The sequence below is a fragment of the Paenibacillus mobilis genome (assembly GCF_058267595.1).
On sequence record NZ_JBZCMS010000017.1, the window covers coordinates 23,671 to 44,905 of the forward strand.

General features: G+C 54.8%; 28 protein-coding genes and 2 pseudogenes. 26 read left to right on the forward strand and 4 right to left on the reverse strand.

What is annotated here, in order from left to right; translation table 11 throughout:
• Positions 1-64: 64 nt before the first annotated feature.
• The 12 genes from AC3ZPD_RS21400 to AC3ZPD_RS21455 all read left to right on the forward strand — a co-directional run bounded on the left by AC3ZPD_RS21400 (position 65) and on the right by AC3ZPD_RS21455 (position 6,971).
• Positions 65-994 carry a hypothetical protein gene (locus AC3ZPD_RS21400; RefSeq protein ID WP_490986297.1) on the forward strand — a complete coding sequence of 310 codons (930 nt, stop codon included), beginning with the start codon at positions 65-67 and terminating at the stop codon, positions 992-994.
• Positions 995-1,133: 139 nt separating this feature from the next.
• The gene (locus AC3ZPD_RS21405) at positions 1,134-1,301 is read left to right on the forward strand and encodes a hypothetical protein (protein ID WP_490986298.1); all 168 of its coding nucleotides are present in this window, start codon (positions 1,134-1,136) and stop codon (positions 1,299-1,301) included.
• A 17-nt stretch (positions 1,302-1,318) separates the two neighbouring features.
• Entirely contained in the window at positions 1,319-2,053 is a 735-nt protein-coding gene (locus AC3ZPD_RS21410) for a PhoH family protein (RefSeq protein WP_490986299.1), read from the forward strand.
• A gap of 1 nt (position 2,054) precedes the next feature.
• Entirely contained in the window at positions 2,055-2,282 is a 228-nt protein-coding gene (locus AC3ZPD_RS21415; RefSeq protein WP_490986300.1) for a hypothetical protein, read from the forward strand.
• Between the two features lie 9 nt (positions 2,283-2,291).
• Positions 2,292-2,867 (forward strand): dUTP diphosphatase, encoded by a 576-nt coding sequence (locus AC3ZPD_RS21420; RefSeq protein ID WP_490986352.1) that lies wholly within the window; start codon positions 2,292-2,294, stop codon positions 2,865-2,867.
• Between the two features lie 2 nt (positions 2,868-2,869).
• Entirely contained in the window at positions 2,870-3,037 is a 168-nt protein-coding gene (locus AC3ZPD_RS21425) for a hypothetical protein (protein ID WP_490986301.1), read from the forward strand.
• A 270-nt stretch (positions 3,038-3,307) separates the two neighbouring features.
• The gene (gene thyX, locus AC3ZPD_RS21430) at positions 3,308-4,018 is read left to right on the forward strand and encodes an FAD-dependent thymidylate synthase (protein ID WP_490986353.1); all 711 of its coding nucleotides are present in this window, start codon (positions 3,308-3,310) and stop codon (positions 4,016-4,018) included.
• A complete protein-coding gene (locus AC3ZPD_RS21435; RefSeq protein WP_490986302.1) occupies positions 4,019-4,219 on the forward strand; it encodes a hypothetical protein in 201 nt (66 codons plus the stop codon). It begins immediately after the preceding gene.
• On the forward strand, positions 4,216-4,458 hold the full coding sequence (locus AC3ZPD_RS21440) for a hypothetical protein (RefSeq protein WP_490986303.1): 243 nt from the start codon (positions 4,216-4,218) through the stop codon (positions 4,456-4,458). Before AC3ZPD_RS21435 ends, AC3ZPD_RS21440 begins: the two co-directional genes overlap by 4 nt.
• Positions 4,459-5,061 (forward strand): hypothetical protein, encoded by a 603-nt coding sequence (locus tag AC3ZPD_RS21445; RefSeq protein ID WP_490986304.1) that lies wholly within the window; start codon positions 4,459-4,461, stop codon positions 5,059-5,061.
• A 65-nt stretch (positions 5,062-5,126) separates the two neighbouring features.
• Positions 5,127-5,579, forward strand: a complete 453-nt coding sequence (locus tag AC3ZPD_RS21450) for a 3D domain-containing protein (protein WP_490986305.1) — start codon at positions 5,127-5,129, stop codon at positions 5,577-5,579.
• Positions 5,580-5,591: 12 nt separating this feature from the next.
• Positions 5,592-6,971: a hypothetical protein gene (locus AC3ZPD_RS21455; RefSeq protein WP_490986306.1), complete on the forward strand. Its 1,380-nt coding sequence runs from the start codon at positions 5,592-5,594 to the stop codon at positions 6,969-6,971.
• Between the two features lie 145 nt (positions 6,972-7,116).
• Here the strand turns inward: AC3ZPD_RS21455 and AC3ZPD_RS21460 are convergent, their stop codons facing one another.
• Positions 7,117-7,251 (reverse strand): hypothetical protein, encoded by a 135-nt coding sequence (locus AC3ZPD_RS21460; RefSeq protein WP_490986307.1) that lies wholly within the window; start codon positions 7,249-7,251, stop codon positions 7,117-7,119.
• Positions 7,252-7,448: 197 nt separating this feature from the next.
• Between AC3ZPD_RS21460 and AC3ZPD_RS21465 the strand changes: the two genes are divergently transcribed.
• From AC3ZPD_RS21465 to AC3ZPD_RS21485, 5 genes are all read left to right on the forward strand, one after another.
• Positions 7,449-7,829, forward strand: coding sequence for a deoxynucleotide monophosphate kinase family protein (locus AC3ZPD_RS21465; protein ID WP_490986308.1), 381 nt, complete (start codon positions 7,449-7,451; stop codon positions 7,827-7,829).
• The gene (locus AC3ZPD_RS21470) at positions 7,826-8,002 is read left to right on the forward strand and encodes a hypothetical protein (RefSeq protein ID WP_490986309.1); all 177 of its coding nucleotides are present in this window, start codon (positions 7,826-7,828) and stop codon (positions 8,000-8,002) included. The genes AC3ZPD_RS21465 and AC3ZPD_RS21470 overlap by 4 nt, the downstream gene beginning before the upstream one ends.
• A 519-nt stretch (positions 8,003-8,521) precedes the next feature.
• Positions 8,522-8,656, forward strand: coding sequence for a hypothetical protein (locus AC3ZPD_RS21475; protein WP_490986310.1), 135 nt, complete (start codon positions 8,522-8,524; stop codon positions 8,654-8,656).
• Positions 8,656-9,363, forward strand: coding sequence for a hypothetical protein (locus AC3ZPD_RS21480; RefSeq protein WP_490986311.1), 708 nt, complete (start codon positions 8,656-8,658; stop codon positions 9,361-9,363). Before AC3ZPD_RS21475 ends, AC3ZPD_RS21480 begins: the two co-directional genes overlap by 1 nt.
• Positions 9,363-10,643 (forward strand): HsdM family class I SAM-dependent methyltransferase, encoded by a 1,281-nt coding sequence (locus AC3ZPD_RS21485; RefSeq protein WP_490986312.1) that lies wholly within the window; start codon positions 9,363-9,365, stop codon positions 10,641-10,643. The genes AC3ZPD_RS21480 and AC3ZPD_RS21485 overlap by 1 nt, the downstream gene beginning before the upstream one ends.
• A 21-nt stretch (positions 10,644-10,664) precedes the next feature.
• Here AC3ZPD_RS21485 and AC3ZPD_RS21490 read toward each other — a convergent pair whose 3' ends face one another.
• Together AC3ZPD_RS21490 and AC3ZPD_RS21495 are read right to left on the reverse strand one after the other, a co-directional pair.
• Complete coding sequence (locus AC3ZPD_RS21490) at positions 10,665-11,012, reverse strand: YolD-like family protein (RefSeq protein WP_490986313.1); 348 nt, start codon at positions 11,010-11,012, stop codon at positions 10,665-10,667.
• Positions 11,009-12,268, reverse strand: coding sequence for a DNA polymerase IV (locus AC3ZPD_RS21495; protein WP_490986314.1), 1,260 nt, complete (start codon positions 12,266-12,268; stop codon positions 11,009-11,011). Before AC3ZPD_RS21495 ends, AC3ZPD_RS21490 begins: the two co-directional genes overlap by 4 nt.
• Before the next feature lie 196 nt (positions 12,269-12,464).
• On the opposite strand from AC3ZPD_RS21495, the pseudogene AC3ZPD_RS21500 reads away from it, so the two are divergent.
• From AC3ZPD_RS21500 to AC3ZPD_RS21515, 4 genes and pseudogenes are all read left to right on the forward strand, one after another.
• Positions 12,465-12,533, forward strand: a pseudogene (locus AC3ZPD_RS21500) (hypothetical protein); the annotation flags it as partial.
• Positions 12,534-12,558: 25 nt separating this feature from the next.
• Positions 12,559-12,840: pseudogene (locus tag AC3ZPD_RS21505) on the forward strand (hypothetical protein); the annotation flags it as partial.
• A 669-nt stretch (positions 12,841-13,509) separates the two neighbouring features.
• Positions 13,510-13,767 carry a DUF3653 domain-containing protein gene (locus AC3ZPD_RS21510; RefSeq protein WP_490986315.1) on the forward strand — a complete coding sequence of 86 codons (258 nt, stop codon included), beginning with the start codon at positions 13,510-13,512 and terminating at the stop codon, positions 13,765-13,767.
• 129 nt (positions 13,768-13,896) lie between these two features.
• The gene (locus AC3ZPD_RS21515; RefSeq protein WP_490986316.1) at positions 13,897-14,190 is read left to right on the forward strand and encodes a hypothetical protein; all 294 of its coding nucleotides are present in this window, start codon (positions 13,897-13,899) and stop codon (positions 14,188-14,190) included.
• 61 nt (positions 14,191-14,251) lie between these two features.
• Here the strand turns inward: AC3ZPD_RS21515 and AC3ZPD_RS21520 are convergent, their stop codons facing one another.
• A complete protein-coding gene (locus tag AC3ZPD_RS21520; RefSeq protein WP_490986317.1) occupies positions 14,252-14,491 on the reverse strand; it encodes a DUF1905 domain-containing protein in 240 nt (79 codons plus the stop codon).
• A gap of 221 nt (positions 14,492-14,712) precedes the next feature.
• On the opposite strand from AC3ZPD_RS21520, the gene AC3ZPD_RS21525 reads away from it, so the two are divergent.
• The 5 genes from AC3ZPD_RS21525 (at position 14,713) to AC3ZPD_RS21545 (ending at position 21,190) form a co-directional block, all read left to right on the forward strand.
• Positions 14,713-14,856: a hypothetical protein gene (locus AC3ZPD_RS21525; RefSeq protein WP_490986318.1), complete on the forward strand. Its 144-nt coding sequence runs from the start codon at positions 14,713-14,715 to the stop codon at positions 14,854-14,856.
• The gene (locus tag AC3ZPD_RS21530) at positions 14,849-15,673 is read left to right on the forward strand and encodes a hypothetical protein (RefSeq protein WP_490986319.1); all 825 of its coding nucleotides are present in this window, start codon (positions 14,849-14,851) and stop codon (positions 15,671-15,673) included. The genes AC3ZPD_RS21525 and AC3ZPD_RS21530 overlap by 8 nt, the downstream gene beginning before the upstream one ends.
• A 654-nt stretch (positions 15,674-16,327) precedes the next feature.
• Positions 16,328-16,720: a hypothetical protein gene (locus AC3ZPD_RS21535; protein WP_490986320.1), complete on the forward strand. Its 393-nt coding sequence runs from the start codon at positions 16,328-16,330 to the stop codon at positions 16,718-16,720.
• Between the two features lie 1,099 nt (positions 16,721-17,819).
• On the forward strand, positions 17,820-19,610 hold the full coding sequence (gene terL, locus AC3ZPD_RS21540) for a phage terminase large subunit (protein ID WP_490986321.1): 1,791 nt from the start codon (positions 17,820-17,822) through the stop codon (positions 19,608-19,610).
• Positions 19,611-19,630: 20 nt separating this feature from the next.
• Positions 19,631-21,190 carry a phage portal protein gene (locus tag AC3ZPD_RS21545; protein ID WP_490986322.1) on the forward strand — a complete coding sequence of 520 codons (1,560 nt, stop codon included), beginning with the start codon at positions 19,631-19,633 and terminating at the stop codon, positions 21,188-21,190.
• The last annotated feature ends 45 nt before the right edge of the window (positions 21,191-21,235 follow it).

Below are 21,235 nucleotides of genomic sequence, written 5' to 3' on the forward strand. Positions count from 1 at the left end.
AAGTAAGTATAAGGCGCAAATCACCGCGCCAACTAAACGGCCGAGGCCGAGAGGAGACGATAGGATGACGGAAGTTAAACGTAAGGCTCGCGTAGGTGAGCGGATTAAGGTGGTTAACCCGATATGCAATTTCGGATACTCAAGCGGAGATTTTGGCACGGTTACGGGAGAGATTAGCGGCCCCAGCGTACGTGCAGATATTGACGGAGTAGGCTCTCGCGCACTATTTGACGAGGAATACGTAGTCCTCGAATCACCGCTCGCATCCGATCCGCTCTACGATAATTTCCGCGCATTCGTACTCGACAACGCGGACGCTATCCGGAAGCTGCTCGGTGAGGAAGCGCCAGTGTTCGCGGTCGACTCGGCTGGGAACGTTACGGTAAACGGCGTAGGAGTAATAGCGCCATTAACAGCTACGCAGAAGCGCGCGGAAGTTATCGAAAAGGCACGCGCTGATGTTGCGGAGCTTGTGCGTATCGGTCACGACAATCATTCGGACTTGCCGAAGGGAACCCCGTTTCACAACCGCGTCTATACGTTGACTTTCCACGTTAACCGGGACAAACGTACGGTAACCGCGCTAGTCAATGTTGGGCGGAGTACCAACCGCTTGCCTGACGCTAAATTCGTAGCACGCTGCGCATCAGGCGACGTATTCCACCTGGAAATCGGCAAAGCGATCGCGGCACGGAAAGCGCTCGGCCTGACGGTGCCTGACGAATATCTTAACTCTCCACATCCGGACGAGCCGCGCAAAGGAGCGATCTTGTCGGACGGAACCGCGATTTATGCGTGGAAACCTACGCACAGGACAAGAACGTCAAACAGCGGCCACGGAACGGTAGGATTCAGATTCACTAGCCCGGACCGCGGATATACGTACCTGGATGAGACGGGTTTCGAGTTTTGGATGCCCATCTTTGGGGGTGAGTCCGTAATCGACGACACCGACGTTGACTACAGCGCCAGCACCGCGCAGGAGGCCGCTTAATGTTGACGCGGGTACTCAGCGCCGACGGCCGCCGTAGCATTTGCGGGACTGCCGACGCTTTACATCGCGGGCATTTACGAGCCGAGCCGCTGGTTTATCGCGGTAATCATGGTCGCGGCGATTGGCGGTTACGTACGAGATGGGCGGTGCTAATCTCGGTTACGCAGCGTTCGCGCTAATATGGGCGGTGGCGGCCGTGCTCTTCTTTTGCGGAGTGTACGCGCCTGACGGCGTAACGGTAGGTATCGCGATGGTTCAGTCCGTATTCTTCTACGTAATCTTGGCGTTTGATCGTAGCGATAACTAAACGGAGGAGGAAATCGGATGGCATTTTACGGAGTAACCGCGCGAAACGACGGACAGAAAGCGGCGGCGCGAGCGTCAGCCAACGATAAGCCGTATTTGTTCCTTACCGGGCCGGCTGGCGGCGGCAAAACGCTAATCACGCAAGCGGTCGGAATGCAGCGCGTAGTTGAGGACCGGGACTTCCGCAAACTCATCTATACTCGTCTGCAGGTGCATCTCGGAAAGGATACCGGATTCCTGCCCGGCGACATCAACGAAAAGACATATCCGTTCTTACGGCCGTTCCTCGATAATCTCGAAGCGATGACACCGGCGGCCAAGCAGACATTCCGTTATTTGACGGAGGGCGACGAGAGTAAGCGCCGTATCTTCTTCGATCCGATTCAAACGTTGCGCGGCGGCACGTTTCACGATTCCTACGTGATAGTGGACGAAGTTCAGAACCTCGACGTCGGCACGATGCACGGCGTAGCAACGCGCCTCGGAGACCGAACGAAGATCATATTCTGCGGTAACTTCGCGCAGGTTGACGACGCAAGGCTGCGCACGCCGAAGAGTAACGGGCTCTACCAGTTGCTGAGTGGGTTGTACGAAGTCGGCGCGCACGACATTTTCGATCATGTTAACCTGGCGAAAGTCGAGCGTCATCCGGCGGTCGGCATCGTCGAGGACATTCTGCGCAATCACGATATGCCGGCGGAGTTTGCGGCTCTTGAGGCTCGTGGAAATATTCAAACGGAAGAGGTGGCGTGATATGAAAGGGGAAACGTTATTTAAAATCGTAGCATTGGCGGCGGTCACACATATCGTAACGAGCGAGGAGGTCGGCCTTGAATTGGACGCGGAAACAATCGCTGAGATCGACGGACTTGTAGCCCTCGGGGAGGCGGCGGCTGACGCACTATCAAAAGAGGAAGCAGACGGTCATCTTAGGGATTCTATTACGCAGCTAATCGCGGACATCAAAGCGGAGGTGGCGTAAGTGAACGTAATCAACGTTAAATTCAAGCGGCTTCACCCGGACGCCGTCATCCCGAAGTATGCGACGGAACTTGCGGCCGGCTTTGATCTCGTGGCGGTAGAGGATACGGTAATCGCGCCAGGCGAGACCGCACTTGTGCCGCTGGGCTTCGCATTAGATATTCCGGCAGGACACATGCTCCTCGTTTGTATGCGATCCGGCATCGCGCTGAAAACGAAGCTGCGCCAACCAAACGGGATCGGCGTAATTGATGCGGATTATCGCGGGGAGGTCAACATGATATTCGAGAACACGCGGCTACCGTTGCCTATCGACGATTACTGTGAATGGCCGACGCTCATCGACGGGACAGAGGCGGTAGGTGTGAACCTGCTGGGCGGGGAGTACATCGTACGCAAAGGCGATAAAGTTGCGCAAGGTTTCGTCCTTCCGTATCCGCAAGTTACCTTCGAGGAAGTTGCGGAACTAGGCGAGACTGAGCGAGGGGCCGGCGGTTTCGGGTCAACCGGAGTCACTGCGGAGCAACTCGCGGAAGGTGCGCGACGACTCTTCGCATCATTACCGAGCGTGGCGGAGGTGTCCTAACAATGACGCAATTTATGCTCGCAAATCCGTACATTTTCGCGATTCTCATTATCTCCACGTTGATGACCGTTTACAGCGTGATTGTATCCGCACTCGAAGCACGCACTGCCGACCGCGCACACAAGGCCGTCAAACTGTACCGGGAGGGCGCGGATGATGACGACGTCTGACTTAATCGTAGGGCTATCGGTACTATACGTAGTCGCCGGGCTTATGCTCGCAACGACGTCACTCGCGCGTGCGGAGTTCCTGTCGGCCTATTGGAAGAAGGCGCTGTTTGTCCTGGCGGTCGCTGCTGCATGGTTGCCCATGCTAGTTTACGGATTATTGACGAGGAGGTCTAACGGACATTGAACATACAGCTAATCGCGCACACAGCGTTGTCTGGCGTGTTTTTATCGCAATTTGATTACGAAAAAGACGTCGGTATATCTCGGCAAATGTGCAATCCGTACATGGACGGAGATCTTAACGAACGCGCAGCCGTAGCGCTCACCGCAATCCGAACGTGTTACTCACCGCTCAAGCCAACGGAGATCGTCGCGAAGGAGGGCGCCAAGTATTTCGGTAACACGGCGTCAGATGGCGAAGGAGGCACAGAGGCCGACCGGTTATTCCGGCACATTACGCGGTCTGGTCACACGTCGACTCTCGAGCATTTGACGTACACGTTCGCGATCGAAGGCGTAAGCCGCGCACTTCTTGCCCAGCTAACGCGGCACCGTCACCTATCGTTTAGCGTGCAAAGTCAGCGTTACGTGCGGTTCGGCAGCGGAGATAAGAGCGGCGGATTCGATTACGTGACGCCGGCGACTATTACGCGCGATAAAATCCTTAACGAAGGTACTTTCGCAGAGTGGGACGCGGTGGACGTATACACGGACGCGATGGCCGACGCGCAACTATATTACGACCGTTTACGCGAGGTCGGCGTTCCAGCCGAAGACGCACGCATGGTCCTTCCGCAGGCCGCAACGTGCAATCTCGTCATGACTGGAAACCTGCGGACACTGCTCGATTTCTACGCGAAGAGGCGGCCGGGCAACGGAGCGCAGTGGGAAATCGCTGAGCTGGCGGTCAGCATTCGCGATGAGATCGTAAAGGTTGACCCGTGGTCGGCTCCGTATTTTAGTGAAAGGGAGGCGGATTAATTGCGGAAGCTTATCGTAGAAATCAGCGCGCAGTATACACTTGACGACGAGGACAACGCCATGTGGGACGGATTGTCCGCGGAGGAACAGATCGAGAGACTGCGAAGTATCGAGGACGGAGCGGTTAGTACAATAACCCGTAACATGGACGACGGCGCCTCCGTTAATGCGGTAGCTCACGTAGAGGAGGTCGCAGAATGAGCGCGGAAATCATCCCGTTCCCGAACGAAGTCGCCGCGCAACTTGAAGTGCTGGCCGAACGTGCTCGCAACGCTGAAATAACCGGTGTTATTGTCGGAGCCATCCGCAGCGACGGCCGGGCCGAGACGCTGAGCATCGGCGCGAACATGTACGAGCGCGGGGCGATGATTACGGCGCTGCAGGATGCGCGGACGGTGGCGTTAGTTGAAACGAATCTATTCGAAGGGGATGACGCTTAAATGGCGCAATTAACCGGAGTTAAAACGATTAGTGATACGGAGATCGAGTACGAAGGCGCGCGTTACGTGAAGACGGAGGAAGACGTCGCATTAGGTGATATTGTCCTGTGCGATAACAATTCAACACTTGCGGACATAACAAGAGGCGGATTTTACATGGTAGATATAGAGAAAGATTCAGCAATCGGGTTTCTCGACGATGTTGGCGAGTCAGAAGGGCTCCGGGGCGAGTTAGATTACGCAATCGGTATTCGTTGGTTTTCTGTATTCCGACGCTCCACTAACGCCAATGACATTCTCGCAGCCAAACGCGCCCAGCTCGCTGCCCTAACCGCTGAAATCGCGCAGCTCGAAGCGGATCTCGCGATAAACCCCGGCGATTGGGTCCGCGTAATTGGTCGCAGCTATAACGATGATTTCGCGGAAGGCGATATCGCGCGTGTCGACCGGACAGATTCGTCTAATGTTCCGTACCACCTCGAATCAGCAGACCGCAAAGCGTCCGATTGGGCATCCGCAGACGCCGTCGTCAAAATCACGGCAGCCGAGGCCAAAGCCGCACTCCTCGCCGAAATCGAAGCAGTATTCGCGGAGGCCGCATAGCAAACGCGCAAGCATGGCGCAGCGTCTACGAACTATTTCTCGCGTTCTTAATCGGAATTAACGGAGTGCCGCCGAACACTCACGGTGATTTAACGAATCAGGCAATCGTTAAATCTCCGGAGCCAATAACCGCGAAGTCTGCGCCAACAGACGAAGCGGCACGGTGGCAATCGTTTGAAGCGACGGAAGAACCGGAGCGGTGGAGCACTTTCACTGCAACGGCTTATATCGCGATGTGTTCGGAAGGCTGCTCCGGCATTACACGGACCGGCTACGACGTGAGGGATACGCAGTATTACGAAGGCTACCGCGTCATTGCGGTCGATCCGGACGTTATCGCGCTCGGTTCGATCGTGGCGGTGCGTCTGGCTAACGGTTACGAGTTCGGCGCGATTGCGTTAGACTCAGGCGGCGCGATTAAAGGCGCGAAGATTGACGTACTTGTTGCGGATGAGGATAGCGCAAGGCAATTCGGGAGGCAACCGGTAGAAATAAAAATAGGCCATGCGGCCAAATAGGGAGCGGATTAAATGAGCGAACAAATTACGGTATTGAAAGACGAATCACTTGGCGGCGTGCGGCGGGAGTATCGCGAGGTTAAGCGGGAGGCTGACGTCGGTGAACGAATTAAAGCGACGGGAGATTGCGAGCCGTTTTTCTCGGACGGAGGCGTAGGTGTCGCTGGAGACTTCGATAAAGACGGAGATCTTTGGGCGGATTTCCCCGACTGCCACTGTTGCGTAGGTAAGCCGGACGTAAGTTCCGGATATCTCGTCCTCGAGCCTACGGAAATCCTCGTCATCGACGGGCCTAACGGCCCTGAGCGCTTCCGCATGGTCGACCGTAAGGCCGCGGTGGGCGAGCGCGTGATTGTAACGGAACTAGTCGATGGAGACGGTTCGTGCGACGGTAGATTTTTCCGCGTCGGCAACGTTGCTAGAGCGTTGGGGGACGAGATTTTCGATTTTAGCGGTAACGGTAACGATTACGTATACAAAGACGGAGTGTGGACGATGGGCTATCTCGGATATCTCGTCCTCGAATCGGTTGACTCTGCGCCTGCCCCGCTCTCCTCACGCCCGGCCGCGCCTTTATCGTCGCGCAGCTCGGCGGAGCAGGCCGCGGAAAATATCGCAACTCTGACGACTCGCATCGCGCAATTGGAGACGCGCATGAACGCAATTTACGACTGGCACAAACGCGCTGCGATTGACTTGCGGGTAGCCCGCGAAGACATCGTTCTCATCGAAGAAGGCATCGGGGGCGAGATTGCTACGGTCAAAAAGCGTGTGTCCGCTCTTGAAGCGCCGAAGGCCGAAACAGTCGCGGAGGCTTCACGGAAGGTAAGAGAGCGGAGATCACCGCAGGCTCAGCGTGACGCGATCGTTGAGCGCGCGAAGGCTGACGTTGATGCGCTAAGTAAACGCCACTGGAACGGCTCTGGTGACGTGGTGTATCCGCGCGGCTCCCGATTATACCGCGCTGGGTTCGTTATTGATCGCGATAAGAGAACCGTCGTATGCCTGCTGCGCCCGTATAGTGGGGCAGTGGTCGCCCATCGCGGTATCGCAAAATGCGCACCAGGCGAAGTATTCAACGCTCATATCGGACGTGCAATCGCGCTAAGACGTGCGCTTGGACTCGAAGTTCCTGCGGAATATCTGGACGCGCCGATGCCGACGGATGTTCGCGTTGGGGATGTCGTGACGTTTCCGGGCGTTATTGCGTATGGCGCGAAGTACCGAGTAACCAGCGTAGAGCCTGGCGAAAACTTAACGCTTATCGCATCGGATATATCACAGGAGCGTATCAGTGAGTCTGCGTACGGCGGAGACCTTAACGGGGATAAACTAGCGATCATTCTCGACGACAGCCGCGAAGCTGCCGCAGGAACGGAGGTGGCCGCCTAATGATCCGACTTTATAGCGAGATATTCGTCATATCTTCGGTAATTCGTAAAACAAGCGCAGAGACGTTCCGAGACTGGCGTGTCGGCGACCGTGTCCGGCTCAGCACCGTAATGAAAGCGATGGCCGGTGCGTCTGGTGGCGGAGTCTATGCGTCGATGTATTGCGCGGAGAATTTGACGCAAGGGACGTCAACCACACGGTCACAGACGAATATGAACAACGCAATCGGCGCGTTCGAGCTGCGTCCTGAAAGCGAGGTGACCGCCGATGCCGACGCCACTTCGTTCACTTCCTAACATCGGACTTATCGGCCGCCTGCGTAGCGGCAAGGACGTTGTCGGCCATTATCTCGCGTCAAAATACGGATACACGCAATTCGCGTTCGGCGACGAGCTTAAACGCTATGCTCACGAGATATTCGGTGAGCCTGCGCCCGGAACGAAGCCGCGCGAACTCTACCAATGGTTCGGCCAGGCGATGCGCGAGCGCGATCCTGACGTATGGGTGCGTAAGTGTCTCGATAATATCGGACAATGGGACGCAGGTTACGAGTACCTTTACGATGCATCCTTCCATGCAGTAGTAACGGATGTGCGTCAGCCGAACGAATATGACGCTCTCCAATGCGCTGGCTACGTACTGATCCGCGTCGAGGCACCGGACGCTCTCCGCATCGACCGCGCCATCAAATCGGGCGACACGTTTGAATACGCGGACTTGATGCACGGGACGGAAACGGCGCTCGACGGATATGCGGCGGACTTTACCGTTGTAAATGACGGATCGCTTGACGCTCTCTACGCGCAGATTGACGAGATCGTACGGTATCTGGCGTTAAAAGGCGGTGATGCCGCGTGAACCATCGCGAAGAATACCGGCGCGGTTTCGAGGCCGGTTATATGTACGGACGGATTGACCAGTTGAAGGGGCGCCGATATGACGATCGCGTTCCGGCAGAGCGAGATGCGGCGGAGGTGAGTGCGGATGCAAACGCCGGAATACCGGTTCCAACCGCCGGGCCCAACCGATGAGCCGCGCGTAGTTTGTTACTGCGCGTGGTGTGGCGGAGAGATTTACGCGGGCGACACGGTGACCGATGTCTACGAGATGGCGGATACGCCGATACACGACCGCTGCGAGCACGCGTGGGTCGAGTCAATCGTAATCAAGGCGCGCGGTGTAATCGAGGCGGACTTTTCGATCGAGTAACGAAAAATGGCGGCAAATGCGCGCGGCATCGTTCATATAGCGCAGGGCCGCTCCAATAACGGAAGGGGACGGTTATCATCGGGCATGTAAAAGTCGACACGGAGAAACAGGCGCGAATCTACACGGTAAAATACGCACTCAACGACGCGGACGGAGTTAAGGCGCTATTACGCGACCGCCACCGGATCAGCTCGGCCAGATTTCGCGGCGACACGGCGGCCAGCGATATCCTCATCGACCTCCACAGCGCGATTAACTCGGCCGGCCTAACGGAGCGCCAGACGGAGGCAATCGCATGGGTTTACGGCGTTGATTTAACGCAAGCGGTGGCGGCCGCGATTATGGGCGTGGCGCGCCAAACGTTGGCCCAGGCGGTCGACGAGGCGGTGACGAAGATTGCCGGCGTGTATCAGCGATGGGATTACGGAGCGATTGACGTAGAGTATGAAGAGATTACGAAAGGGGAGGCGGCTTGATGGCGAAAACATACCGCGAGGTCACCGCAGAAGTAACGCACGACATCGAGTCGGCCCTGCGCACGCACTTTAAAGCGTCCGGCGCGCCTATCCCGTTTGAGTACGGAGGGCGCTCGTACAATATCCGCGACCGTGAAACGCGAATGGGCGTTGTGGCCGCCATCCAGGATGACTATTACCGGGCGCACGGCGAGTTTAATCAACGGGCGCTTGACGATTGGTACGCGGAAAGTGAGCGTAGGGCACTCGTTGGCAAAAAGCCGACCGAGCGCCCATCTCCGGTGCCTGCGGATGCCGCGCTTATGGACCGGCTCACTGACGCCGTGCTTTACGATGAGATTACGGACCCGGACCCGTACAAGATCGAGCACAACAAGTATCCGTTCATGTCCGATTCGCAGCTTGAACTCCGGCGTGACCGGGAAACGTCAGACAGTGCGGCAGAATCACGCGGATCGGACGGTCGCGATTACCGAGTGCCGACGAAAAGGGGACGCACGCCTTACGAGCATTGGCGCGTTGATGCTGACGCAAGAATTCGCAACAAGGCCAGGGCCGCCCAATATAAGCGCGATACGGCTCCGGGCAAGGTCATGGAAGAGGCAAGCGAGTCGTTCGTGCAGTGTCGCGGAATTGGACGGCGGTGGGCGGAAGAAATGAGCGCTGTAAATGAGATAACGGTGGAGAGTCCGGAGGAGGTGTCCTAATGGGTAAAGCGTCACGGGCGCGCTGGGACGGTAACGTTAAATCGATGGCGATCGTAGCCAAACCGCGCAGTGAGATAACGGCGGAGGACGTTGCGTTCCTTCGCGAAAACTACACGTCAACCGGCGGCCTGCTCCCGAACGCATACGCAGGAGGCGCGTTTTATACGCCGACTCACGTCGCGCGGTTCGTTATCGAAGCATTACGCGGTCTATCTGGCGGAGAATTTGCGCCTGGCTCTCGCTTTCTTGAGCCCTCGGCCGGCAGCGGTGTGTTTATCGAGCATCTCGCGCCTAAAGACGCCTCAAAGCCGTCAGACTTCGAGGTCACCGCGCTAGAGCTCGACGGGATCAGCGCGAGGGTGACGTCCCTCCTCTATCCACACGCGAACGTCATTCAGGGCGATGCGTTTATGCACGGCAGACGCAACTATTACGATTATGTGATCGGTAATCCTCCGTATGGCGTAAATATTGACATTGATGCCGCGGAGTTACCTGACGTATTCGAGACGCTGAGAGTCACGAAGGGTCGCGCGAAGGGGAAGTCGGAGATCGCGTTTATAGAACTCGCGATAAAAGCGGCCAAGCCGGGCGGCTACATTGCGTTTGTGCTTCCGATGGGGATTAATTACGCGGGATATGCGGATAAAGTGCGCCAAATGTTGTATAAAACGTGTTGGCACGTTGCGACCGTAATGCTGCCGGGTGAGACATTCGCGCTGACCGGTACGACGATCCCAACGCAAATCCTCATCGTAAGGAAGGCGCCGCCCGGAACTCCGCTCATTCCAACGGCCGAGAAACGTTGGGGATCTATCGCGGGCAGCGATTACGGGGATATTACGGAGTACGGCGCGGAGTTTCTTGCGGGGCAGCCCCCGGCCTACTTCGCGCAGGTGATGGACATTGGCTACGACAAGAACGGCAAGCGGACGGATAAGTGGGGCGATGGATTAACGCAGCTTGACGAGTTGCTCGAAGACTTTACGGATGACTATCTCGTGCGCTCGAACTTATATCCGCACATACCTTCGTGGCATAGCGTCAAAGACGTCAGCGCGTTCATGTTTTCGCATGGTAACGGTAGCAGCGACGGATACCGAGTTGCGAGCCGAACGTATGTGGGCGGACCCTATCGTTGGAACGAGTTAACGCTCGGGGCCGGCAAGGAAATCGAATGGCACGGCGAAATGATCAGCACGTACGACTTCACGTGGCAGGACCGGAATGTGGCGGAATATCACAGCGAGGCCACGGCTATTCTTCCGGATGCAGCGTAACAAACGAATAGACCACGGAGGCTACTCGCCAATGTGGTCTATTTCCGCGTATACAACGTCCTCGATCGATATCCACTCCAGCTCGCCGCCGTGCGCGAACTTAAACTCGCGCTTATGCGACAGTATCGTTTTCACCGTGCCCGTCATATCGCGGTCTTCAATCGCGTCAAACAGGTGGACAGTTACTGGAACTTGATACGTGAGAGATTGCGCGAGAGCCCAGTCGATCATTTCGAGCTCTTGCGGGTCCTTCTGCGGCTTAATCCGGCGAGACTGCGACAGCCGATGCGTTATAATGACTTCGCGATGTTCCGGCAGCATCATGCGCGACGATTCCCACCGGCCGTTTCCCGTTAGCTTTTTGCTCATTTGTAGTGTCCTCCGATCTTAGACGTTCGTTCGAGCGCCTGGCCGCTATCGAGTAGCGAAGACGCGCGTAGGATCGCATGACCGCCGTAACGGGTCTTGATGTCGTCGGTGACGCGCTCAAGGTTGCGGACACGCTCGCGGTCGTCAAATAGCGTAAACTGGTATTCGTCATCCGGGCACAATCCGGATAGTGTCACGCCCAGTTGACGCACCGGTCGGCCGTCCCAATGGCGGTAAAATATCGTAGAGGCCGCGCCATAAACCTCGTTCGTAATGTTAGTCGGGTCGGGCAGCGTCATCTGGCGGCTGAATCCGGTTGGGCGGGCTAAGTCCGCGCCCCGAGCGCCAGCCGAAACGATATGGCCCATATAGCCCTTCGCGCGACTCCTGCGGCAGACTTCTTCGCTGAGTTCGAGCAATATAACGTCAATCTCGTCGCGGCTGTTATAGTCGCGCGGCAACGTCATAAAGTGGCCGACCGCTTTTTGCATGTCATGGGTGGCGGGCGATACCGGACTGTCGTCGATCCCGTTCGCCGTCTGCCAAAACAACTCCGCTTGTATGTCGCTGTTCCGTCCCATAACCGCGCGCATCTTACGTTTAAGCTCGTATAAGGGCAGGCGCGCGATACCTCCAATAGTATAAATACCCATCCGGTTAAAATGCGCGGCCATTCGCGAGCCAACGCCGAACATTTTACCTACCGGCTGCGGCCACAGGCGCTCCGCAATGTCCGATTTTGGCAGCGTGTATATGCCGGATTTATTTTTCTTCGCGAACATGTCCGTTGCCATTTTCGCGAGGATCTTCGTTGAGCTGATGCCGACGCGTATCCACACGCCGGTTTCGAGCATGACGCGCGTCTGCAAGCTGCGCGCAATGGCTTCGGGCGATCCGAAATAGGCAAGCGATCCGGTAACGTCAAGAAACTGCTCGTCGATCGAGAATGGCTCGACCAAGTCCGTAAACGATTCGTATATCTTCGTTATTGCAAGCGATACGTCTATGTACGTTTGCATTCGCGGACGGATAACGACCAGATCCGGACACTTGCGCAACGCGTCGCCTAGCGTCTCTGCCGCTGAGACGCCGAACGATTTTGCGATCGGGCACGCGGCGAGGATAATGCCGGACCTTCGCGCGGGGTCTCCGGCCACGGCTAGCGGCTTATCTCGGTATTCCGGGTGGGCCGCTTTTTCTACCGAGGCGTAAAACGATTGACAGTCCGCAAGCATTATAACGGGATCTCTTTTCATGCGCTCAACCTCCGAATGTGAACGTTTGTTTGTTATAATCGTATTATATGCGAATATATGTTCGTTATTCAAGCGTTTCGTTAGCGGTAAAATTTAACACTACGTTCGCATTCGTTCCCCTATACGATATGGTATAGTGAGGGTATAATAAAGACAACAATAACAGACGCGAGGGGTAAGTAAAATGATTAACGTAATGAAGGCGGCATGGATGATTGCAAGACAAGGAGCGGCACGGTTCGGCGGCCCTGTTAAGGACTATTTTGCAGAAGCTTTAAAAGCAAGCGTGGAAAAACACCAAGGCAGCCCGGTCTCGTGTAGACTTCGAACTGGCGGCAGACACTCGCAAATTCCGCACTTGGGTGGCGAAAATTGTGGGCCCACATGCCTCGTACAAAATGGAGCGGGAGTTTTTGAGCCAAGACAGTACAAACGAGTACGGCGAGAAGGTATTCCGTCTGTCGGCAGGCTTTTACGAGTATAATGACGGTCGGCGTCGCGAGTTTTTCCAAGTAGTGGGCGGCGGTGTCCGCGCGGTTGACCAAAACTTTATACTGGCGGCGATTGCGTAATGGCCAGGCAATTGATCGACCTGACGGGCGAACGGTACAGCCGGCTTACCGTAATAAAGGAAATCGAACGTAAAGGGTACACTCGCAGATGGCTATGTCGATGCGAGTGCGGCAGCGAGGTGTCGGTAACGATGCCCAACTTGCGGAACGGACACACAACGTCATGCGGATGTTACCAAAGCGAGCGAGCAAGCGAGACTAACCTTGACGATCTGACCGGTAAGCAATTCGGAAAGCTCATCGTAGTCGGCCGAGGTGAGACGGATGCAAAGCGCCATGTACACTGGATCTGCCGGTGTGACTGCGGTCGGGAAAACGTCAGTGTTGACGCACTAAACTTACGCAACGGGACCACAAAGTCGTGCGGGTGCTTGCGCGCAGAAAGAGGAGCGGAAGTCCAACGCTACGACGAGGAAAACCTGCGTGTTGAGGGAGTGTACACGCCTGTACTTAAAAGCAGGGTCAGAAGCGATAGCAGTACCGGCGTTAAGGGCGTAACTGTACGGAAGCGTAAGGATGGAAGCGAAGTGTTCCGCGCACGAATATGCGTTAAAGGAAAGTCATATTTCCTCGGCGACCATAACACAGTTGAGGCGGCCGCCGCCGCAAGGAAAGCGGGGGAAAGCAAATATCACCAACCGTACATCGAAGCTTTGGAGGGTAAAACTAATGAGTAACGCGTGGAAAGGATCGGGACCTTGGGATGGGTGGAGAATCGATGGAGGAGCTTTGGTTAGTCCGTCTGGCCGCACGTACGGTCCGAACGATATCGAGCCGCAGCACTATAATCAATCCGAGTTAGCGAAGGCTATCGGGGTGACGCGTGGAGCTATAGCGGACCGTCTACGACGCGGAACCTTGCCTCCGTTTGATGACATTAAGCAAAAAACGTGGAGGGGCGAGACGGTTAGCCACTTATTCAAGTAATTAACATTATGTTCGTATCTGTTCCCCTATACATTGTCGTATAGGCATGCTATATTTAAGACGCATCAAGGGAGTGCGCGGAAACAGCAATAAGCCGGGGATGCCGGATGAGCGAAAGGAGTCGTCATAATGGGACAAAAAGTCGAACTGTACAAGTGGGAGAATTTCAAAGCGGTCAAGGGATGGGATCAGCGATATGGATTTGCACTTGTTGGGGATCGCCTTAGTTTTGAGTTTGTTGGGGAGGTTTCCGAACCGGAAGAATATATGTTGCCGGAGGGGTACAGCTTTGATGAGTCGCCAATGGGTTACATGGCCATCTATGACGATAAAAATCAGCAATGTGAGATCGAACACTCTGGCGGACGCCCCGTCTTGGTTAGTACACGGCGAGTTGTCCTGGAAAAAGCGGGGAGGAACTAATAAATACTCGACATGCCAAAAGCGATGCCCACTAACCGGTTGAGATTAGTGGGCATCTTATTTATAAAATAGTTATAGTTCCTTTGGCGACGAATATAGCCCACTTGGGTATTTCATTCGACGCCTCGACTGGAATCCGATCGAATGTCCAATTGCGTTCAGGAAACCACTCAACAAGGCCTTGTTCTCCTTCCGGGCTAGGGTCAAATTCCAGTTTCATTACCTCAAGCAATTCTTTGTTGATTATGATCTTTCTCGCGCGGGGGTATGACTTAATATCTTTCCTCAATTCCGCAATCATGTGACCACCTCCTCGTAAATTATTTCGTCAAATTGCCGCATAATACCTGCATTTTACGTAATCTCACGTCTATATAGGTAGAGGCCGCCGTTGCGCGGTCTTACTCCCGTTTGGGAACATTGGGCCAACGCGCCCCGCGGATGCCCGAAAGGCTCCGCTAAACGAACGCCGTCCGGAGAAATCCGGGCTTTTTTATTTTAACGAAAAGGGAGACGTTGCTCATGGCCGGAAACATTGGCGAAACGAACGTTAAAATTAATGTAGATATTGCGGAAACGATCCGTGGGCTTAAAGCGATTCAGCGCGAAGCCAAGAAAGCTACGCAAGCGCTGCGTGAGTTAGAAGAGGCGGTGGGCAATGGCTGAGAATAGACGCTTAGCAGACCCGGAGACTGGCGAACTCGTATACGCAACAGTTCTCGAACACGGCGACCGCGTCACAACAGAGGCGCAACGCAAAGGAGCCGTTGACCACTTCGACCGCGAGACGTTTAAGGGCCGAAATTCCGGCTTTACTTTTACGTCTATGGACGATATCCATTACGTAATTGAGCGCTTAACAACGGCACAGTGCGGTTATTTGCTCGTTTTACAGTGCTACGTTGACTATGACGGAGGGCGCATCGCTAAGTCTAGCGGCGACTCAATGAATAGCGCAGACATGCTCGACGTTCTGCAGCTTAAACGTAAGCGCAGCACCTTCTACGACTTTATGAGCGCGTGTTTAGACGCCGGTATCATAACGGAGGATGGACACGGCAGCTATTTCGTTAATCCGCGATACCACTTTCGCGGAGCCACGCAGAATCGCGCAGTCATTCGAACATACACGGCAAAGGTGCGCCAGGCTTATCGCGAGGTTAAAGCGGTGGATCTCGGCTTAATGTACCGGATGCTTCCGTATGTTCACGTTAGTAACAACGCACTCTGTTCGAATCCTACTGAACGCGACCCGAATAAAGTCCGTTGGTTTAACGGTAAGAGTCTGGCGGCCGCGATCGGAGTCGACGAGAAGACATTGACGCGTAGGCTTCCGCATATGAAATTCGGAGGTGAGTACGTTATCGCGCGCACATCTGTCGGGCCGCAACGCATGTTCCAGTTTAATCCTAGCGTGTTCTATCGCGGAAACAAGACGCCAGATGATTCGCTGATTGCGAAATTTAACGGATTGGCCGCTTAAAAAAGTGACCTTATTCGGACAAATCGGCGAAAAAAGTGACTTTATTCGGACATGTGAAAATGCCGTTCCTCCCTTTGGTGGCGCGGCTTTTCGACGTTTTACGGGTAAAATTATATCTAGTCTTTGTTACTCCGTAATTTACGCGTGTCGTTCCATATACTGCGGAGTTAGATCCGGGCAAGAGCGGCCCGGTCACTGCGGGCCAAAGAACACGTCCCTAGTGAGATATATTTTAGTCGCGATAAAAGTTATTCCGGAACCGATAGGTGGCGGGCAAGGCCAAAGGCCGCGTGAGGATGTTTGCTCTTAATGATCGTTAATGTCAGCCATGAAGCAAACTCAAAGAAGTATCTCATGTAGGCAAAACCCAGAACGTTATTATACGTTTACACGCGTAAAGCGAACGCTAAGTGAGCGGAGGGATTACGTTAATGCTCGCGTTATTTATCGTTATAGCGTATTTACTAACCGGATTATACTTCCGTCCGTATACGCGTGAGTTTACGCTCTTACAAGGCGTAATCCATCACGTGTTTTGGTTACCGATACTTATCGGAATGTACGCGTTAGTTAGATTCGGAGGATAAGCGCAGTTTGTACGTCATGCCTGTGCGTATGAACTGCGCTATTTTATTTACGGAGGGAGGCGTTAATATGGCGAAGTCACTTACGCCAGAACAGTACATCGCGATCGGATGGTTAGCGCAACCAAAGAAAGCGGGCAAGACTTACGAAGAGATAGCGCAGATAGCGGGCGTGTCCGTCCGTACTCTCGATAACTGGCGGAAGAACGCCGCGTTTGACGCCGAGTATAAGCGCGAGATTAAGCGGCTGAACGACGCTAAGCTGCCGGAGCTCGCGTCATCTCTCGTAGATATCGCAATACAAGACCGCAATGCGGCGATGGCAAAGCTTGCGCTGCAGGTTGGCGGAATGCTGACGGAGACATCGGAGGTAACGGTGAAGGGCGACGGTGAGCCGGATCTGGACGCGTTGGCAAAGCGTATCGCTGCGTATAAACGGGACAAATCGGAAAGTGGCGAATAATTGCGGCATTATATGAAGCGGGACTGGCGGAGGGTTTGCGGACGGCTGCGGATTGCGTACGTTTCACCTACTAGCGCCTCCTGACGCGCACCCTCCGTAAAACTTTCGACTTCACCGTAGTAAAGCGTCACCGCACGGAGTTTTATGCGGAAATCGACGTTGTATATGCGTTGAATAAACGTGTGGATAACGCGGGAAATACGGTGAATAAATTACCAGCGCGTGTTGGCGACAAATGGCGTCGGTGCGCGCTTTTATTACGTCTGCAACTGGAAATGTATATGCGATGCATAACGCGTAATTATACGCAACAGTCAAAACGTTGATACGGCGCTGGTTTCCTCGCGTCATCATTACGTCAAAATATTATTTTACGTAATTTAACGTGCATAAACGATGCATATCGTTGATTTTCGATATTCACCGGATTCGCCCCGTTTCGTTAACGCTTTAGTGCGGTAACGCATTACCTCCAAGGGGTGTCCGCGAGGGGGCGTTTTCTGGTCACCGAAAAATCCGCGCATCAAAAATAACGTTTGGACTTATCACGTAAAATCACCGTGAAATTAGCGGACTTATGCCGCAGGACACACGAATACACCCGTCAGCGGGTAAATGCGCTAATTTCACGTTAAAATTCGCTAATTAAACGGAGGTGAATGTTTGGCTCAGTGGGTGATAACGAATAAAGGCGATCAAGACTGTCGCAAACTGGCCGACCGCCATTACTCGCGTCAAAAGGTGGGATCTCCGCAATTTTGTCGGCCCGGTCGAAACCTCGTACTAAAAACGGAGAACGCCGATGCCGTTTGGGTTACCTGGTCGGGAATCCGTGATGACGGTATAGATGCGTGGGAGTGCACCATCTTCCGTAACGAGTCGGCGCATCTGAGTTCGGAATTAATACGTGAAGCTATCGAGATTACATTACGTGAGTGGGGAACGCCCCCACCAGACGGCATAATAACATACGTAGACCAATCGAAAGTCCGGAGCGCGAATCCGGGCTTTTGTTTTTTAAAGGCCGGCTGGATAAAGATAGGACGCAGTAAGCGGCGCAATTTGCTAAGGCTATCAGCGCCAGTTTAACGGAGAGGAGGTGATATCTATCGCATGGGTCAACGGTAAATGGCTAACGCGCAAGGAACGCGAAGCTAAGATCGCGGAAATAGCAGCGCTACTCGACGTACTCGACGGCGTAGATATCGCCGACTTGAGTCCGGATGACGCGGCGGAGATCGAGGCGCAGATTGCGGAATACGAACGCCAAACGCGAATCCACCGCTGCGAAACGAATCTGATCGAGTTTGCGCTCGAATATTTCTCGGAAGCGCGTAATCCCGGCAACGACGGTAACTGGGACGAATTCGATATCACCGCGTACGACGAAGCACCTGATTTTCACCGTGAAATTTGCGCGCTAATGGACGATGTATCGAACGTCCACACCAACGATAAGGTCGCGGAGGCGGCGCCGCGTTCTCACGCTAAATCTACGTACTTATCCAAGGCGTTTCCGATACGGGAGATCGCGTACAGAAAACGTAAATATCAGATTATCATTTCGGAAACGCCGGCGGTATCCAGCGCGAACCTCGATTGGATCGCGATGCAGCTACGGGGCAATGCGAAGCTGCGGGCGGATTTCGGTCCGCTGCTCTCGCCGAAGCAACAGGAGAACCCGAAGGATAACAGCTCGGAGTTTATCGCCTGGGAACCGCGCGAGGACGGAACGAAAAAGCTGCTCACGAAGGTCGAAGCGGCATCGACCGGTCAGGCGCTACGCGGACGTAACTGGAACGGCGTTCGGCCGGATCTTATCGTATGTGACGATCTGGAGGACATAAAATCTAACGCGGCCACGCCTGAACTCCGTAAGAAGCTCAAAGACTGGTTCGCGCAGACCGTAATGCCTCTCGGCGATCCACGTGGTAAGAAGACCGCGTTTATCTACATGGGAACGACGGTCCATCATGAGGCGCTACTCGTCGACGTACTGAATAACCGGTCGGACTTCAAATCGAAAGTCTATCGCGCGGTTATCGAATGGCCCGAGCGTATGGACTTATGGGAAGCGTGCCGGCTCGTCTATAAAGATCCGGACAGGCCGAAGGAACAACGCGTCAAGGATGCGCGCGAGCTTTACGAGTTGAATCGCGAGGAAATGGACCGCGGCGCAGTTGTACTGTGGCCGGAAGCGCAGCCGATCTGGAAGCTTATGACGTGGAAATGGGATAACGGATCGAAGGCGTTTAACACGGAGTATCAAAACAATCCGATCGACGAGGAGTCGATGATCTTTAACCCGGATCAATTCACGTATTGGGATGGCGGCCCGTTGCGCGAACTCCTTACGCAGTACCCACGGCCGACCGACGAGTTTGACGTTTATACAGCGGTCGACTTCGCGATGGGTAAAACACGCGGCGACTACAGCGCGGTTGTTACGATCGCGCGCCATAAACAGACCGGAACTAAATACGTTATCGATGCGTTCGGCGAACGGATAAAGCCGGACGCTTTTTTGCGTGTAATCGTCGAGAAGGTTACGCGGTTCCAGCCGACGGCAATCGCAGCCGAAGCGCAAGCGGCGCAGGAGTTCTTCGTCATGCAGTTAAAAGACGCGCTCAAGGCCGCGGGCTACCCGGCACACACGCGCGTTAAGGAGATCCATCAGCGGTCGCGAAAAGAGCTGCGGATTGAGGCGATGGCGCCCGCGATTGAGAGCGGCGAGATTCAATTCAGCCGTAAACACGCGCTGTTACTCGAACAGTTCGAAATGTTTCCAACCGGATCACACGATGACTTGCCGGACGCCCTTGAGATGGCGATCAGCATCGCGAAAACGGGGCGCAAACAAATACGCAATAAACCCGCATGGGCGTACTAATTACGAAGGAGGGACGCGAATTGGCAAAGCTTTTCACGTCGGGGGCCAGCTATCCTCCGGCCGAAGATATTCCGAGATTAGCCCGCTATAAACGCGGCCGTATCATTTTCGACGGTCGCCACGCGGAAATATATGACCGGGCGACGTCGCTACTCAAAGATACGCCGCACGCCGCGCAGCTTAAAACGTTATTTATCGCGGTTAACCTCATGGACATCCTGCTCACGAAGCCGGCGGACTTGCTTACGGGCGAGCCCCCGACATACGAAGCCGGAACCGGTCCGGGAACGCGCGAACAGGAACGGCTCGACTCGATTGTAGAGGAAAACGACCTTACGCAGATGACGCATGAACTCGTTATCGGCGGAGGTTATCGCGGCGACTCGTGGATCAAAACGTATTATGCGCCGCGGGCAGACGTAAGCGAAACGGAAGCGCTCGGACTAGCGGCGCCCGAGGCAGATCCGGAGCCGATCATCGAAGCTGTGCCGGCCAATATCGTATTCCCGGAGTTATCCGCAGGCTCCCGGAAGAAGTTTAAAGCGGTAAACATCGCATGGATTGAGTGGGTCGAAGAGCCGACCGGCCTGGTACAGCGGTGGGTATTCGGGCGATACGTTAACGCGACGCCTTATCTCGTAGTCGAACGGCACGTGCCCGGCTACATCCTATACGAACGATATAAGCTCGAAGCTACATCGGTAAACGCCGATTGGGGCGTGCCGATATCGACGTACACAATCGGCGAACAAGTGCCGACTGGGCGCGAAGAGGACGTAGTAGAAACGGGTACCGACCGTTTGCTTGTCCACCACATCCCGTATAAGGCGGTTGACGACCGGTGGGAAGGGATCAGCGGGATCGAAAAAGTAGAGAGCGTATTGAGCGCGATTAACGAGCGTCTCGCGCAGATCGATTATATCCTCTGGAAGCATAGCGACCCGTGGATGTACGGACCTAGCGACCTTGACGACGGCGACGATAAGATTCGCGGCGGTGGACGGTATATCCCGTTAGAAAAGGACGACGCGACTCCTGGGTATATGACGTGGGACTCGCAGCTTGAGGGCGCGTTTAAAGAACTCGACATCCTGCTTGGCCTCGTTTACCAAATGAGCGAGACGCCGCAGTGGCTGTTTGGTACAACGCTCGCGAACGATAAGGGCGGCACAGGCACATCACATACGGATTCAGGCGCAATCAAAGCGCGGTTTATGCCGATCCTGGCGAAAGTCAATCGGATACGCGCGCATGTTGACCGCGCTCTCCGGGACGCTATCTGGACCGCTATGCAACTCGAAAACTACGCTAACCGGGGCGTAGCTGGATGGGAACCGTACGAACCCGTTTATCCCGTAATCAACTGGCGCGACGGCATACCGCAGGACCCTAAAGAGGCCGCAGAGGTGGCGCAAATTCGGACGGGCAATAAGCCGACACAGTCCGTTGCCGACGCGATCAAAGACCTCGACGGAGTCAGCGATGCGCAGGCACAGGAAATGGTCCAGCGGATTGATGCGGACGAAATTCGCACGAACGGCACCGTGGATAGTTCGATATTTAACGGGGGCGCAGCCTAATGCCCGCGCAAATACCGGACCCGACGTATGAGCGCGAAATTAGTC